The 15,138-nt window shown below is 53.1% G+C and carries 13 protein-coding genes; 12 read left to right on the top strand and 1 reads right to left on the bottom strand.

The window, feature by feature from the left end:
• Positions 1 to 261: 261 nt before the first annotated feature.
• From GQF03_RS02320 to GQF03_RS02295, 6 genes are all read left to right on the top strand, one after another.
• Positions 262 to 1,335 (top strand): substrate-binding domain-containing protein, encoded by a 1,074-nt coding sequence (locus tag GQF03_RS02320; RefSeq protein ID WP_161337572.1) that lies wholly within the window; start codon positions 262 to 264, stop codon positions 1,333 to 1,335.
• 88 nt (positions 1,336 to 1,423) lie between these two features.
• Entirely contained in the window at positions 1,424 to 2,878 is a 1,455-nt protein-coding gene (locus GQF03_RS02315; protein ID WP_161337571.1) for a sugar ABC transporter ATP-binding protein, read from the top strand.
• 23 nt (positions 2,879 to 2,901) lie between these two features.
• Positions 2,902 to 3,846 carry an ABC transporter permease gene (locus tag GQF03_RS02310; protein WP_206376103.1) on the top strand — a complete coding sequence of 315 codons (945 nt, stop codon included), beginning with the start codon at positions 2,902 to 2,904 and terminating at the stop codon, positions 3,844 to 3,846.
• Positions 3,843 to 4,844, top strand: a complete 1,002-nt coding sequence (locus GQF03_RS02305; protein ID WP_206376101.1) for an ABC transporter permease — start codon at positions 3,843 to 3,845, stop codon at positions 4,842 to 4,844. Before GQF03_RS02310 ends, GQF03_RS02305 begins: the two co-directional genes overlap by 4 nt.
• 62 nt (positions 4,845 to 4,906) lie before the next feature.
• Entirely contained in the window at positions 4,907 to 5,833 is a 927-nt protein-coding gene (locus GQF03_RS02300; protein ID WP_162858403.1) for an SMP-30/gluconolactonase/LRE family protein, read from the top strand.
• Between the two features lie 352 nt (positions 5,834 to 6,185).
• Complete coding sequence (locus GQF03_RS02295) at positions 6,186 to 6,551, top strand: hypothetical protein (RefSeq protein ID WP_161337570.1); 366 nt, start codon at positions 6,186 to 6,188, stop codon at positions 6,549 to 6,551.
• 715 nt (positions 6,552 to 7,266) lie between these two features.
• Here GQF03_RS02295 and GQF03_RS02290 read toward each other — a convergent pair.
• The gene (locus GQF03_RS02290; protein ID WP_161337569.1) at positions 7,267 to 8,637 is read right to left on the bottom strand and encodes a four-carbon acid sugar kinase family protein; all 1,371 of its coding nucleotides are present in this window, start codon (positions 8,635 to 8,637) and stop codon (positions 7,267 to 7,269) included.
• Positions 8,638 to 8,761: 124 nt separating this feature from the next.
• Here GQF03_RS02290 and GQF03_RS02285 point away from each other — a divergent pair, with 124 nt between their 5' ends.
• From GQF03_RS02285 to GQF03_RS02260, 6 genes are all read left to right on the top strand, one after another.
• Complete coding sequence (locus GQF03_RS02285) at positions 8,762 to 9,589, top strand: phosphogluconate dehydrogenase C-terminal domain-containing protein (RefSeq protein ID WP_161337568.1); 828 nt, start codon at positions 8,762 to 8,764, stop codon at positions 9,587 to 9,589.
• Between the two features lie 242 nt (positions 9,590 to 9,831).
• Positions 9,832 to 10,767, top strand: a complete 936-nt coding sequence (locus GQF03_RS02280) for a D-ribose ABC transporter substrate-binding protein (protein ID WP_161337567.1) — start codon at positions 9,832 to 9,834, stop codon at positions 10,765 to 10,767.
• A 75-nt stretch (positions 10,768 to 10,842) separates the two neighbouring features.
• A complete protein-coding gene (locus GQF03_RS02275; RefSeq protein WP_161337566.1) occupies positions 10,843 to 11,487 on the top strand; it encodes a DUF2291 family protein in 645 nt (214 codons plus the stop codon).
• Complete coding sequence (locus GQF03_RS02270; RefSeq protein ID WP_161337565.1) at positions 11,487 to 13,034, top strand: sugar ABC transporter ATP-binding protein; 1,548 nt, start codon at positions 11,487 to 11,489, stop codon at positions 13,032 to 13,034. The genes GQF03_RS02275 and GQF03_RS02270 overlap by 1 nt, the downstream gene beginning before the upstream one ends.
• A complete protein-coding gene (locus tag GQF03_RS02265; RefSeq protein WP_161337564.1) occupies positions 13,034 to 14,104 on the top strand; it encodes an ABC transporter permease in 1,071 nt (356 codons plus the stop codon). Before GQF03_RS02270 ends, GQF03_RS02265 begins: the two co-directional genes overlap by 1 nt.
• A gap of 4 nt (positions 14,105 to 14,108) precedes the next feature.
• Complete coding sequence (locus tag GQF03_RS02260; protein ID WP_161337563.1) at positions 14,109 to 15,137, top strand: Gfo/Idh/MocA family protein; 1,029 nt, start codon at positions 14,109 to 14,111, stop codon at positions 15,135 to 15,137.
• Position 15,138 lies beyond the last annotated feature (1 nt).

Genomic DNA, 15,138 nt, shown 5'->3' with positions numbered 1-15,138 from the left:
TGAATCTAGAAAAAATGTTGGATTTCCTAGCCTAAGGAAATTCTCACGATGCGAAAATGTGCAACCATGAGTCATTAAGGCGCTCGACAATCGGTGAAGAATCATTTGACAACTAATAGGTATACTGATCATATAAGTTTTGATTCAAGGGGGGGCGCAAAGGCCATATAAGACGGTTTACTATTTCTCCCCCTTACGGGCAATCCGAGTGGTCGTATGTTTTTGCTTGGGTGCTTCTTCAACAAAGTAGGGAGGAATAATATGGGAATAGGTAAATTTAAATGTCTGGCGGTAATTGTCGCTCTGACGGCGATGTTTGCTTCGACATCATCGGATACCATTGCTAAAGAAATGAAGGACGCACCTTCCGTTGCCTTGAGCAACGCGTTTCTTGGCAATGCTTGGCGCCGCTCGATGATCACGGCGTTCGAAGAAGCCGCGGCCAAAGCGGAAAAAGATGGCATTATAAGTTCGTGGAAGGTGTCGAATGCACCGGGGGAGAACTCTGCAACCGAGCAAATTGCGCAATTGAAAGCGCTATTGCTTGAAAAACCCGACATCCTTCTCGTCAATCCTGCCAGCGCGACAACCCTGAATCCGACGCTCCAGAAGGCGTGTGATATGGGCATCGTCGTTGTGGTCTTCGATAGCGCTACCGATCTCGAATGCGCCTATATCGTAACCAACAGCTTTGGCGATTGGGCCCGACTGTCGACGCAGGCTGTCATCGACGCCATTGGCGGCAAGGGGAATGTCATCGTCGCCCGGGGTGTTCAGGGTTCGCCTCCTGAGATTGAGATGAGCGCTGTCCAGAAAAAGTTGCTGGCTGCTAATCCGGATGTGAAAGTCGTTGGAGAGATCGTCTCTTTTTGCGACAGCGCCAAGGCGCAAGAGGCTTTGCTCAGTACTATTGCCAGCCTGCCTAAGGTCGATGGAGTGATTGGTTGTGGCGAGGGACTGGGCGCTGTTCAGGCTTTCCAAACCGCTGGGCGGGATGCTCCGGTCGTCGCCTTCGCGCCAAGTGGGCGTGCCCTTAAGTTCTGGGGGGAAGGTAACGGAGCTCCAGGCTCGGTCGCGGTTATGTCCGACCCCGGCCAGGGCGTTGCCGCCCTATTCACCGCGGTCAATATTTACCAAGGTAAGAAGATACCAAGGGTCACGATTTTCCCACCGGTGGTCGTGAGCGATGATGAGCGTGACAAGTGGATTGCCGCCGTCGGCGATGATGAAATCGCGTCATGGCAGTGGACCAAGGAACTCGTCGACGCTCAAATCCAGGCGAATATCGACGGTAAAGTGGCTGATGCTGCGCTTCCGCCTGTACCCGTTAGGTAATGTGGCGTTATGTTAGAGTTGGCCAGCGCCTCCTTGTGGCGCTGGCCGCTACCTTAATACCGCATGGTGGACAGTGAATAGTAATACAATGGATTCCAGACCTCTCGTTCAGGTCAGGCAAGCGGTTAAGACTTACGGGTCGACACGCGCTCTCTCCGGCGTCACGCTCGACGTGCATTCCGGAGAGGTAGTTGGTATTGTAGGGCACAACGGCGCTGGCAAGAGCACTCTTATGAGGGTTTTGAGTGGACTTGAAGGGCCGGATTCAGGAACGATTGAAATCGACGGTGTAACAACACCTCCGGGTTCCGGATATCCAGGCGTGCGTATGGCCTATCAGGAGGGCTCGCTGGCCCTCGAACTCACCGTAAAGGAAAATATTTTTCTTTCGAGTGCCGGATGGATGCCCCGGTGGCGTTGGCATGGCCCGGCGGCTGAACAGGCCATTGCGCGACTAAGTGAAATTTTTCCCAACCACTCGATTAGGCCGGCCGACTATGTCGATGACCTGCCACTCGCTGACCGTCAAATGGTCGAAATCGCCCGCGCCACGATTACCGATGACCTGCGTGTGCTAATCCTTGACGAGCCAACAGAGTCGCTGAGCGGAGGCGCGGTCGAACATCTCTACAACTATGTTCGTAAGGTGCAAGACGCGGGACTCGCCATCATTCTCGTGTCCCACCGTCTCAAGGAGATCCTGTCAGTATGTGATCGTGTGGCGGTTATGAAGGACGGGGCTGTTGTCAAAATCTATCCCGCGGGCGATGTGTCCGAGCAGGGCCTGTTTGACGCTATGGGTGGTGAAGTGGCCGTCGAAGAAAAAAACGATGTCGCAGAAAAATATGCGTTTGACGGTTCGCGTCCGGTCACGGTGCGGATTCCGATGGCGATGGTTGACGGCAGGCCAACAGAGATTGTTGCATGTGAAGGTGAAGTTATCGGGCTCGCCGGGATCGCCGGACAGGGACAGGAAAAGGTGCTCGACAGGTTGTGGCACCGCAAACGCGGCGATGTTGAAGTCAGCGATAAATGTGCTTACGTCCCCGGTGATCGGCAGAGATCGGGAATACTGCCGATATGGAATGTTGCCGAGAATCTTTCCATCACAGCGTTATCCCGTCTGGCCAAGCGTGGCATCCGCCAAATCGATAAAGAGAAATTGCTCGTCGCGGAATGGGTGGACCTCCTGAATATCCGAGGGGGCGCAGAGGCGGAAATCACGGGCCTGTCTGGCGGTAATCAGCAAAAGGTTATCGTCGCGCGCGCATTCGCGTCCGAAGCGGATACGATCCTGCTGGATGATCCGTTCCGGGGTGTCGATGTTCACACCAAGGTTGAACTCTACCAGTTGATCAGAACCGAGGCCGAGAAAGGTCGAACTATCATCTGGTATTCAAGCGAAAACTCGGAAATGCAGCATTGTGATCGCGCCTATGTTCTGCGGGCAGGGCGTGTGGCGGGTGAGTTGCATGGTGCGGAAATTACGGACGAACGTATGATAGCGATGTCGTTCGCGGAGTCGGAGGAGTTAACGAGGTGAACGTCACCGGTCCTGCACAAACCTTGAGTGCCTTGCCCAAGGGCCTGGCCCTTCGCGCGCTCCCTGCCTTGCTGACGCTGGTGGCAATGGTAATAATCCTCATAATCTGCGGCATAATCCAGCCTCATATCTGGTCGCAAAGCGGATTGACCCTCATCATGTCGCCCATTGTCGCCCTGGCCATCGGGTCAATGGCGCAGATGGTGATGATGAGTATAGGAGACATCGACTTAAGTATCGGTTTCTTCATCGGGATGATCACGGCGATGGTTGCGTCCCTATTGGGAGAAACCCCGATTATCGGCATTCTGGCCCTGGCCGGGAGCGTGCTGGCCTATGCCTTCCTTGGCGCTCTCGTCCAACTGCGCTCCGTGCCGTCACTTATTGCAACGCTTGGGGCCTCGTTCATCTGGCTTGGTGTAGGCCTTTTCCTGCTGCCTTCGCCGGGAGGGCGCGTGCCCAACTGGCTTTTCAATTATATACAGTGGGAACCGCCGCTTTCGATTCCGGCCCCCATTATCACGATGATCATCGCCACCGCGATTACCTGGTTCGTCACGAAACGGACCAAGGTCGGTGTCCATTTTCGGAGCCTTGGCAGCAATCCTGTTGCGCTCGAACGTTCTGGTGTATCGCTACTGAAAACGAGGATGCTTGCATACGCCACGGTTGGTATCCTCGGCGTGCTCTCCGGTATCACCCTGTCGGCCGAAATCGGTGGTGGTGACGTTAATGCAGTTCCCGGATATACGCTGACGACGATCACGGCGGTGATCCTTGGCGGCGGAATGTTCACCGGCGGCCGAGCCGTCCCCTGGGGAACACTCGTTGGTGCGGTGACCTTGGGGCTCCTTACCGTCCTGCTCACCTTCCTGAACCTATCGTCAAATCTTCAACCGGCAGTCCAGGGCCTCATTGTCATTGCGGTCCTTGCGGGGCGTCTGGTCGTGGATCGGATGGTGCGATGATGTCATTTCGTAATTTTTCATTCCCGCCCTGGACATGGTCATTTCTGGCCGCAGTGATTGTCCTTATTCTAACCTTTGCGGTTTCAGGCGCCGGTGGGGCGCAGACCTTGACGCTGGCCTTCACGCTGGCGCCTTACCTTGTTCTCGTAGGGTTGGGACAGATGCTGGTTATGAGCGCCGGACCGGGGAATATTGACGTTTCAGTAGGCAAGGTATTTTCTCTCGGCGGACTGCTATCGATTGCCGTCGGCGAGGCCACCGGATCCTGGGTTTTGGGTCTTGGCGCCGCCGCCGCCGCCGGCTTTGCGATGGCCGCCATAAGTGTGGTTGCAATTCTCTACGTACGGATTCCGCCGATCGTTGCGACGCTTGCAACGAGCCTTATTGTGTCGGCAATTTCTCTGACTCTGGCCAAGGGATTTCAAGGTTCGGCTGATCCTGCGCTGAAGGGTTTTCTCAGTTGGGCGCCCTTCGGTGTCCCCGCATTTGCAGTTGTTGTCATTCTTCTCACGGTGATAGTTTCACTCGTCCTGAAATGGACGACGTGGGGGTCTCACATGCTTGCGTTCGGACAGGCCCGACGCGCAGCGGGATATGCGGGTGTTAAAACAAAGAATATCCTTGCCGCCGTCTATCTGGCCTGCGGTGTTTTCGCGGCACTTGCGGGGGCCCTGAGGGCCTCGTTCTCAGCTCCCAACGTAGAACTGGGGAACGATTATCTGCTTGATTCAATCGCTGTTGTCGTGATTGGCGGCACGCTTCTTTCTGGCGGCCGTGCTGTACCGGCCGGTGTTTGGGGCGGCGCCCTCTTCTTTATCCTGTTGGACGGGCTGCTGAACCTCATAGGCTGGGATTACGCGGGCCAAAATGTGCTTAAGGGCTTCCTTGTCCTGGCGGTCTTGTTTCTGGCGAGTGGCGCACCGATACTCGCTCGACGTTCACCGAGCCCGGATACTTCCATTGAGTCAGAAGACGAGGCTCAGGAAGATCGCCTTTGACCCGGATTATGAAGGGGTTGCTGAGCGCCCGGAAAGCAAATTCCGCCGATGGAGGGTAAGAAATGAACATAGGTGACCGCATCGAGGGAACGGGATTTGAAGTCATAGATGACCGGTTTTCGGCGCTGTTTGCGAAACACATTCGAGTGGAACGCCTATGGACGGGCGCGAGATGGTGTGAGGGGCCGGCGTGGTTCGCGGCTGGACGTTATCTGCTGTGGTCTGATATCCCAAACAACCGGATGATGCGTTGGGATGAAACCGATGGGTCCGTTTCGGTTTTCCGGCATCCGTCAAATTTTACAAATGGAAATACTGTTGATTTGCAAGGCAGGCTCATATCCTGCGAACATCAAACCCGACGGGTGACGCGGACGGAACATGATGGTTCCATCGTGACAATTGCTGATCGTTTTGAGAATAAACGTCTAAATTCGCCGAACGATGTGGTCGTAAAATCAGATGGTACGATCTGGTTTACAGATCCGACTTATGGGATTTTGACCGATTATGAAGGCGGCGTTGCGAAGCCCGAACAGGATGGAGAGCATGTATATTCCGTAGATCCGACAACTGGTGAAATAAAATGCGTCGCAACTGATTTTGAAAAGCCCAATGGCCTCGCCTTCTCGCCGGATGAAAAAATCCTCTATGTTGTCGATTCCGGAGTTTCCCACAGATCCGGCGGTCCTGCGCATATTAGGGCATTTCATGTTGAAGAAAATGGAAGGCTGTCCGGAGGTGACATCTTTGCCGAATGTACATCCGGCATGTTTGACGGACTTCGCATCGACCGCGACGGGCGTCTCTGGTCCAGCGCCTTTGACGGTGTGCATTGTATTGCGCCGGATGGCACTCTGATTGGAAAAATTAGAATACCCGAGATTGTCGGGAACTTGACGTTTGGCGGTCCGATGATGAACCGAATATTTATTTGTGGATCCAGTTCAATCTATTCGGTTTTCGTATTTGCAAACGGCATTCGATAAGGCGTTGTTAGAAGAAAATTACCTGGTGGTTTTTTTTTCGCTGACCAGCTTCCGAGCATGACCATATCCGCAAGGTCGGGACGACGTTTGAAACGTAGAAACGGGCGGCGGGGAAAAGCGAAAGAGTGACGGCAAACCCCGTAGGTTGCAGCGCTAAGACGCGGACGGCTCTCCGTTTCCGGCTTGAGGGATGAAGAATGGCAGGCGCAGGATGCATGTCGGAGCCATATCCGGGGCACCCAATGGGCAGCTTTTCTCGAATTTCCTAATTATTGTAAAACTCCCCAGTTAGTTGATAAAATACTAATAATTACTATGATGCCTGTGCTTTTAGGATTCCGGAGGATAAATCATGCGGTCCTTTAATTCTTTCAAATTCTGTTTGGGGATTTCTTTGGTATTGTGCGGATATTCCGGCGCCGAAATTGCCGCACAACAATCACCCGTGACGCTCGCCGACCTGGTGGCAGCCTGCAATATAGATGCCGGTCCGGCGACAGGGAGATTTGTTTGCGACGGCACAGTTGGAGAGGCTGGCGACGCCATTAAATCGAAATGTCTCGCAATTCGAATGACCGGGATAATCAATTGCGACGCAACCGGTCCATATTCTGAAACCCTTTCCGAATTTATGGCCAATTGCAAGTGGGCTGATGATCCTGTTTTCAAGGACAGGCTGGGCAACCCCATGAAGGGCAGGGGGGTCGAGTGTGACTAACCTCGCCGGTCATTCCTGATTGACCTTCTGACAATCCGGACAACCCTGGTGGCGTCCATATTTCCCAAGCCGGCGTTGGTCAAACTGGAATCGGTATGGGACACAGCGGAAAATAGAAACGGATAGATTACGTTCTTACTCTGCCGCTATGACAGTTGTTAGAAATGTTGTGATTCATGAGGTTACCGATGGAAATACTATTTCTATGAAAATTCACACCTCATATTCCGACAACGAGAAAACATAACCTTAAAAATTAGACGTCGGTGAAGCTCAAAGAATTTCGCCCCGATTCACTTATCAATCCATAAACACTTCAGTCATGAACGCCGCCCAACCAGCCACGCAACTTTTAAGTTTCAACGAAACGAAATGCGGTATAGGCCGAATAGCAGCAGCTTAGTGCGGCATAATTCGGGGGCGTTTGTCCCATTCTTCGCCAAACGGAAATGCGGTTGCATTCGTGTGGCGGTGTCTTTTTGCGCTGGTAATGTGGCAACGCCGCTTATGACGCAAAAAAATCCCCGGTAAATGTGACTTTACCGGGGAATACTTTAGGCCGGCAGGGAGGATGGCCTAAAGAAGCTGGCTTTTCGAGCGGCATATCATCTCAGGAAACGATTGAACCTGTGTCTCACAAAGACAATCAGCCGATGGCCAACCAGACAATGGGGATTGCATTTCCGCAAAATACAAAATTCTTGCAATTTATTCGTTACACCCCTCCTCCGGCGCGGATGCGGCCGAAATAATCCGGGCTTCCCATCTGACCGCCTTTGAGCGCCAACTCGAGGCCATCGAAATGGCCGTCAGCATGGGCCTGGAATATTGCAGCACCAGGTATTGTTGGCGCGAGGGCGGTTAAGGCAAAAATCCCGAGTTGTCGCGCGGCATATCCCGACGTATCGCCGCCCGAGATGACGGCTCGGCGGAGGTTACCCTTATCAACAATGGAGCCAAGGATGCGCCCGAGGGTTTCACCAACCCGCTGGTTCACTTTGGCGATATCGCTATTGCTGCCGGACACGGCATTTCTGAAATTATTAACTGCAGGATCATCCGGCCCGATGGCGGTATAGATGAGCGGGCTTTGCTTTTTTGATAGTGCGTTAAGCGCCTGCTCAAGGACGGTATGTTCGATTGCCGCCAGACTGTCACCAGATCCGCAGGCCGCTGAGGCGTCAAAATGAATCCCGGCAAAACCGTTGTTAAGGGACCAATTTATTTGATCTGCGGTCGTCGGCGATACGGAGCCTGAAACGACAGCGATCACGTCGACTTCGTCAATGGCGGGCGGTTCCTCTTCTTGCGAAATGACGTTTTCATTTATCAAGTGGCGAATGAGGGCATATTCTACGCCTTGTGAACCGACAATGAATTGAACTTTGTCGCGATTTTCCCACACCAGTCGACCGACGGCCGCTTCGCTCCCCGCGTCAATGCTATCGATCGTGGCGACGACGGTATCTTTGGTGGCGAGCTGATCAAGCTTCTTCTGAGCTGCTGCGGGAATTGATAGGGCCTCGAGGTCGATAGTATCAATCTTTAGGTCCGTTTGGCGCTCCAGATGACGGGCGACATTTGCTTCATTCATGGGCGTGACCGGATGGCGGGACATGACCGGGTGGCGGTCCAACCGATAGACGCCGTCGGTCGTCCCGGCAAACAGGTTTCCGAAACATTGGTACCGCCGCATCTGTGGCGCCGCTATTATGACGGGAACCCAACGATTGCGGAAAGTTTCAATCCCTATATCTATGGCACGGCCAATGGAGCCGACTTCCGGGGAAGAATCGAGTGTTGAACAAGTCTTGTAGTGAACGAATTGGGGCCCAAGGCTTGCGAGATGTTTAAACGCGTTCGGCAAGTTCTGGGACATCCAGGAGGGGTCCAGGGTGCGAGAGGTCGAGGCGATGCCAATTCCTTTGAGGTCCGGGAATTTCGCAAGCTGTTCTTTTGTCGGTAAATCAAAAAATAGTGCGGACGGAAGGCCGGAGAAAGTCAGGGCTTCTAAAACCGCCGCTGCTCCCGTGAAATCGTCCCCATACCACGCCAAGAGGGGGCCATCGGGCAAACCATCCCACATCAGTTTACTATCCCTCAGAAAAATTTATTCACCGTATTGACATGATGATATGTTTATTACATCATCATACCAGTAGTCAATCATTACCGTAATATCTGGCGGCTCATAAAAAAGGGGAGGGATCGTGATTAAACTCGCACTGTTCGGCGCCGGTGGTAAGATGGGTGTCCGTCTATCCAGAAATCTCCAGAATTCCGACTTTGAAGCTCGCCATGTGGAGGTGTCGGAGGCTGGCCGATCGCGACTAAAGGAAGAGGTCGGCGTTGATTGCGTCGATGTCGATGTAGCGCTTGATGGCGCGGATATTGTCGTTCTGGCGGTCCCTGATACGGTTATCGGCAAGGTCGCGCATTCAATCAATGACAAGATCAGGCCGGGTGCGATGGTGGTTTGCCTGGATGCCGCGGCACCATTCGCGGGTCATCTGCCGGAGCGAGACGATATTACATATTTCGTGACGCATCCTTGCCACCCTCCTATATTTAACGACGAGACGGATATCGTTGCGAAGCGGGATTATTTCGGCGGATTTGCGGCCAAGCAAGGGGTGGTCAACGCCTTGATGCAGGGTCCGGAAGAGGATTATGCCCTGGGTGAAAAGGTTGGGCGCACAATATTTGCCCCGGTCGCCAATTCCTATCGCGTGACGGTGGAGCAAATGGCCCTTCTGGAGCCGGGTCTATCGGAAACGGTTTGCGCGACATTGCTGTCCGTCATGAAAGAGGCGATGGATGAAGTCGTTTCACGCGGAGTGCCGGCGGATGCCGCCCGCGATTTTCTCCTCGGCCATATGAATATATTAAGTGCGGTCATTTTCAACGAAATTGACGGCGCGTTCTCGGATGCGTGCAATAAGGCGATAGAGTTTGGTAAGCCAACCTTGATGCGCGATAACTGGAAGCGTGTCTTCGAAACTGAAGAAATTGCCGCCAGTATCGAACGGATAACCTGACGAGTTCGGGCTTGGTCCCGTGAAATGGGAGCATGGCATATTAAGGGTCGACAGGCCCTTTAATAATATTCTTGTGACCAAAATAGGAGTTGGCGAGAGTTTTTCTGTGGGACGGTAAAAAAAGAAAAGTCGCCATATGCATAGACGGTTTGAACAGTAAGTAAATGTATGTGAAACCGGGAAAATACACCAAAAAAGCAAAAAACTAGAGACAAGACTGTTATCTAACTTGGAGGTTAAAAATGAAATTCTCACGCTTTCTTCTTTCTGTGGCGGCGACCGCGGCTCTACTCGCTGCCCCGATTGCTGCATCGGCAGCGGATCTTATGGCTGTCATAACGCCATCTCATGACAATCCGTTTTTTAAATCAGAGGCGGAAGGGGCTAGTCTCCGCGCGAAGGAACTCGGCTATGACGTTATTGTGCTGGTGCATGATGATGATCCCAACAAACAATCCGAACTATTTGACACTGCAATTGCGCGCGGTGCGAAGGCAATCATTCTCGATAATGCCGGCGCCGATGCCACGGTTGCCGCAGTAAAGAAGGCGAAAGATGCCGGCATCCCGTCCTTCCTGATCGATCGGGAAATCAAGGAAACCGGGATCGCTGTTAGCCAGATCGTTTCCAACAACTACCAGGGCGCTCAGCTCGGCGCCGAGGAATTCGTGCGGTTGATGGGAGAAAAGGGAAATTATGTCGAGTTGGTCGGCCGGGAAGCGGACACCAATGCGGGGATCCGTTCATCCGGCTACCATGACATCATCGACCAGTATCCGGACATGAAAATGGTTGCGCAGCAATCAGCGAACTGGAGCCAGACGGAAGCCTTTGAGAAAATGGAATCCATTCTGCAAGCCAATCCGGATATCAAAGGCGTTATCTCCGGCAATGATACCATGGCAATGGGCGCTTGGGCGGCATTGAAGGCAGCAGGTCGTGACGACATCATCGTCGTTGGATTTGACGGTTCAAATGATGTCCGCGATTCAATTCTTGAGGGGGGCATCAAGGCCACGGTACTGCAACCTGCCTACCGTCAAGCGCAGTGGGCTGTTGAGCAGGCACATGACTATCTGACCAAAGGATCGACTGGGAAGGACGAAAAACAGTTGATGGATTGCGTTCTCATCACGATTGACAACGCTCCCAAGCTTGAAACATTCGCACTCAAGTAATGACAGTTATTTCGGCCAGCACTATCGTTGTGCTGGCCGAATTTCTAACTGACCCTAGAAACTGGAGTTCCGTGAATGTACCGACGCGCCTTGACTGCGATGTGTCTGACGCTATTGGTGACGACCATATCGGCATGCAAAATTGTCAAAAATCCTTCCCCGGATGAGATAGCTTCGTCGAAAATGACGGATGCGGAACGAATGGACGCTTTCGTTTCGGACAATTGGGACACAAAGTTCGTTCCGTTCTACAAAGAAAATTCGCATCCATTTGAAGAGGTTATCACCGGCCTTGCGAAGGGTCTGGATGATGCTGGAAATCAATTTGGTGTTCGTCAGGAAAGCGAGGCGAGCCCCTGGCATTTTATCGTTCGCGGGAATGGCAAGATACTCTCGGCGAACACGGAAAGCCGGGCGGCAACCGCGACGATAGACGCCACCGGCAATAACGAACCTGATTTTCTTCTGCAACTGGGGCCGGTCATCAGGGGAACCGCATTGCGGGACGCGGTGACGTTCCTGACATTCTCGGATTTCCGCGATCAAATCGAATATGCGAAACTTGGCCGCTCGCTTAATTCGGAAGCTCATGACAGGGTGACCTCAACTTTGCCGATGGATAACTTGGTTGGTGCGGATGTATCATTTATTGCCGTCTTCAGCGTGACAAGTCCCGGATCGAAGCTGGTTCTGACGCCGGTTGAGGTGGGGGTCCGTTAATGACACACCCAATTGGTCTCTCTATTCGCAACGGAACAAAGGTGTATCCGGGCACAATTGCGCTGAACAACGTTGATTTCGACGTTCGTCTCGGTGCCGTGAATGTGCTGGTGGGCGAAAACGGTGCAGGTAAATCGACCATGATGAAAGTCATCGCCGGGGTCGAACAATTGACGGACGGCGAGCTTCTCATCGATGGAAAGGAGGTGCATTTGCGCGGTACGGCAGATGCCGCCGCGCATGGAATTGGCATCGTTTTCCAGGAGTTGAATCTATTTCCCGATCTTTCGGTGTCGGAAAATATCTTTATGGGCCGGGAAAACCTTCAATTCGGCGTTCATATCGACCGCAAGCGTCAGCGTGAAGTAACACAGCGGCTGATGGAGCGGCTGGAGCATAAAATAAGCCCCGATACGCTCGTCGGGGACCTGCGGATCGGCGAACAGCAGATTGTAGAAATTGCGAAGTCCCTCGCGGTAGATGCCCGCATTCTTATTCTGGATGAACCAACGTCGGCCCTGTCCTCATCCGAAGTGGAAATCCTGTTCAAGGTCATTGCCGACCTGAGAGCACGCGGGGTCGGCATTATCTATATCTCTCACCGTCTGGAGGAATTGATCCGGATCGGGGATTATATCACGGTTCTGCGGGACGGACATATTACCGGGGCGCGGAGCATGGAAGGCGTCGATGTTCCCTGGATCGTTCAGAATATGATCGGTAGCGCGTCCAAGGATTTTGCGAAATCCGTCGAGCATGATTTCGGCAAGGAAGTATTTCGCGCCGAGAATATCAGCCTGCTCCGTGAAGGCGGTAAATTTGTTGTCGATAACGTCAGCCTGTCCCTCAAAGAGGGCGAGATTGTGGGTATATATGGCCTTATGGGCGCAGGCCGGTCGGAGTTTTTTGAATGCATTATGGTTCAGCATCCGCATTCCACCGGCCGGTTCTTCGTTGATGGAGAACCGCTCACCGAAAAGACCGTTGAGGGACGTATTCGTCGTGGTATCGTCCTTATCCCCGAAGATCGCAAGGCGGTCGGTCTTATCCAGATGCATTCGGTTCGCGAAAATATGTCCCTTTCCAGTTTGCGGGACTTCACGCGTTGGTTTCATCTGGACCTTGAGAAGGAAAAAAAGGCCGTCATGGATTATGTTCGCGATCTCACAATCAAAATTGCCTCTCCTGAAAATCCGGTGAGTTCTCTTTCCGGCGGCAATCAGCAAAAGGTCGTCATCGGTAAGGCGCTTATGACGAAGCCGAAAATACTGCTGATGGATGAGCCCAGCCGCGGCATCGATGTCGGCGCGAAGGCGGAAGTCTTTCGCGAAATGCGCCGCCTCGCGGCGGAAGGTCTTGGTATTCTGTTCGTTACCTCGGATCTGGATGAGGTGATGTCGCTGTCCGACCGTATCATCGTGATGTCGAACGGGCGCATTACCGGCGAATGGGATCGCAAGGATACGAATGAAAGCATGGTTGTCGCCGCCTCGGCTGTTGGTCATGCGCGGGCGACACATATTCCTGAGAAGGAGTTGGCTGAATAATGACGACACAATCAACCACGAGCGCTTCCAATCCCACCGCCAACAGCCAATCAGCCCTGTTGCTTATCTTACGGTTGCGCACCTTTATCGCGCTCATCGCGGTATTTGCATTTTTCGCCTTTGCCGCGCCCAATTTTCTGACCGCGGCAAATATGGTGATTATGTCCAAACATGTGGCATTGAATGCCTTTCTGGCCATCGGCATGACTTTCGTGATTATTACCGGCGGTATCGATTTATCCGTCGGATCAATCGTCGGGTTATGCGGAATGGTGGCCGGCTGGCTGGTGCTGTTTGGAGTGGATTTCGGGCTGGGCTGGAGTATTCAGTTCAATACCCTGGAGATTATCGCAATTGTCCTCTGCGTTGGCGTGTTCGTTGGAATGATAAACGGCTTGCTTATCACCAAGCTCAGCGTCGCGCCGTTTATCGCGACACTTGGAACACTTTACGTTGCCCGCGGCGCTGCCCTGCTTTTTTCCGATGGCAGGACCTTTCCTAATTTGAACGGTAATCCGGAATATGGTTCGGATACCTTCGTCCTGCTGGGAGCGGGATCAGTTCTGGGTATTCCAATCACGATCTGGATCCTGATTTTTGTCGGCCTTGGCGCGGCTTACCTCGCGAGCAGAACCCCGCTCGGGCGGCACATCTATGCGGTGGGCGGAAACGAGAAGGGGGCGGCCCTGTCCGGTGTGAAAGTCAATCAGGTCAAGATGTTCGTTTACATGTTTTCCGGGCTCTGTGCGGCTATTGTCGGACTGATCATCAGTTCCCAGCTTGTCGCATCGCACCCGGCGACGGGGGAAACATTCGAGTTGAACGCCATTGCCGCCGCCGTCCTTGGTGGCACATCCATGTCGGGGGGGCGGGGACGGATCGCCGGAACTATCGTCGGCGCTTTTGTCATCGGTATTCTTTCCGATGGCCTGGTCATGATGGGGGTTTCGTCTTTCTGGCAGATTGTCATCAAGGGCCTGGTGATAATTGCCGCGGTCGTCGTGGATCAGGCACAACAGAAAATACAAAGTCGTGTGGCGCTGCAGAGCCAGGCGGCCCTGGGGAAGTAACATTATGGAGACATTAAAGGGAGCGCTTATAGGGTGCGGATTTTTTGCCCAAAATCATATGCATGCCTGGGCGGCGATTGACGGCGCAGAAATTGTCGCGCTATGTGATCGCGATCCGGATAGCCTGAAAAATACCGCGAAAGCCTTTGACGTCGACGCGACATATGGTGATGTCGCCGAAATGATCGCCGCGGAACGGCTTGATTTCGTGGATATCGCAACCACGGTGACGTCGCACAGACCGTTGGTCGAACTCGCCGCTGCGGCTGGGCTGAACATTATTTGCCAAAAGCCGTTTGCCGAAAACCTCGATGATGCCAGGGCGATGGTGAAGTCCGCGCAGCAGGCCAACCGGATCCTGATGGTTCATGAAAATTTCAGGTGGCAATCTGCTGTTCGCGCGGCGATATCAGCGATCCAAAAGGGAGAAATCGGAACCCCGTTTTTCGGACGCGTTTCGTTCCGATCGGCCTATGATGTATATGCGAACCAACCGTATCTCGCCACCGATGATCGGTTTATTATCCAGGACCTGGGCATTCATATCCTGGATATTTCCAGGGCGATATTCGGGAATGCCACCTCAATCTCCGCGCTGATCAACAGGATAAATCCGAAGATCAAGGGGGAAGATGTCGCGACAATGCTGTTGAATCATGAGAACGGGGCGACGTCCGTCGTAGATTGTTCCTATTCAACAAAGCGACAGCCGGAAACCTTTCCTGAAACCTTACTGGAAATCGACGGGGATCGAGGCAGCTTGCGATTGGAGGCGGGCTATAAACTCATCGTACATAAAGACGGGACTGATCAGGTGTTTGATGTTTCTCCGCCGCTGCTACCTTGGGTGGAACGGCCCTGGCATAATATTCAGGAGAGCGTTCAGATTATCCAGCAGCATTTTGTCGAGTGCTTGAGGTCAGGGACAAATCCTGAGACGTCGGGTGACGACAATCTGAATACATTGGCGCTCGTCGAAGCCGCCTATTTATCTGCGCAGGAAAATCGAACCGTAAAGCTGGACGAGCTCTGAC

This window comes from Sneathiella chungangensis, assembly GCF_009882935.1.
In the GTDB taxonomy this organism is placed as follows: domain Bacteria; phylum Pseudomonadota; class Alphaproteobacteria; order Sneathiellales; family Sneathiellaceae; genus Sneathiella; species Sneathiella chungangensis.
The sequence above is the reverse complement of the archived record's forward strand: the minus strand, read 5'-3'. Positions and strand labels throughout refer to the sequence as shown.

What these genes read in the sequence shown, in the direction of transcription:
- GQF03_RS02305 (WP_206376101.1), top strand. Translation starts at nt 3,843, where the DNA reads ATGATGTCATTTCGTAATTTTTCATTCCCGCCCTGGACATGGTCATTT.
- GQF03_RS02290 (WP_161337569.1), bottom strand. Translation starts at nt 8,637, where the DNA reads ATGTGGGATGGTTTGCCCGATGGCCCCCTCTTGGCGTGGTATGGGGAC.
- GQF03_RS02265 (WP_161337564.1), top strand. Translation starts at nt 13,034, where the DNA reads ATGACGACACAATCAACCACGAGCGCTTCCAATCCCACCGCCAACAGC.
- GQF03_RS02320 (WP_161337572.1), top strand. Translation starts at nt 262, where the DNA reads ATGGGAATAGGTAAATTTAAATGTCTGGCGGTAATTGTCGCTCTGACG.
- GQF03_RS02280 (WP_161337567.1), top strand. Translation starts at nt 9,832, where the DNA reads ATGAAATTCTCACGCTTTCTTCTTTCTGTGGCGGCGACCGCGGCTCTA.
- GQF03_RS02300 (WP_162858403.1), top strand. Translation starts at nt 4,907, where the DNA reads ATGAACATAGGTGACCGCATCGAGGGAACGGGATTTGAAGTCATAGAT.
- GQF03_RS02295 (WP_161337570.1), top strand. Translation starts at nt 6,186, where the DNA reads ATGCGGTCCTTTAATTCTTTCAAATTCTGTTTGGGGATTTCTTTGGTA.
- GQF03_RS02275 (WP_161337566.1), top strand. Translation starts at nt 10,843, where the DNA reads ATGTACCGACGCGCCTTGACTGCGATGTGTCTGACGCTATTGGTGACG.
- GQF03_RS02270 (WP_161337565.1), top strand. Translation starts at nt 11,487, where the DNA reads ATGACACACCCAATTGGTCTCTCTATTCGCAACGGAACAAAGGTGTAT.
- GQF03_RS02260 (WP_161337563.1), top strand. Translation starts at nt 14,109, where the DNA reads ATGGAGACATTAAAGGGAGCGCTTATAGGGTGCGGATTTTTTGCCCAA.
- GQF03_RS02315 (WP_161337571.1), top strand. Translation starts at nt 1,424, where the DNA reads ATGGATTCCAGACCTCTCGTTCAGGTCAGGCAAGCGGTTAAGACTTAC.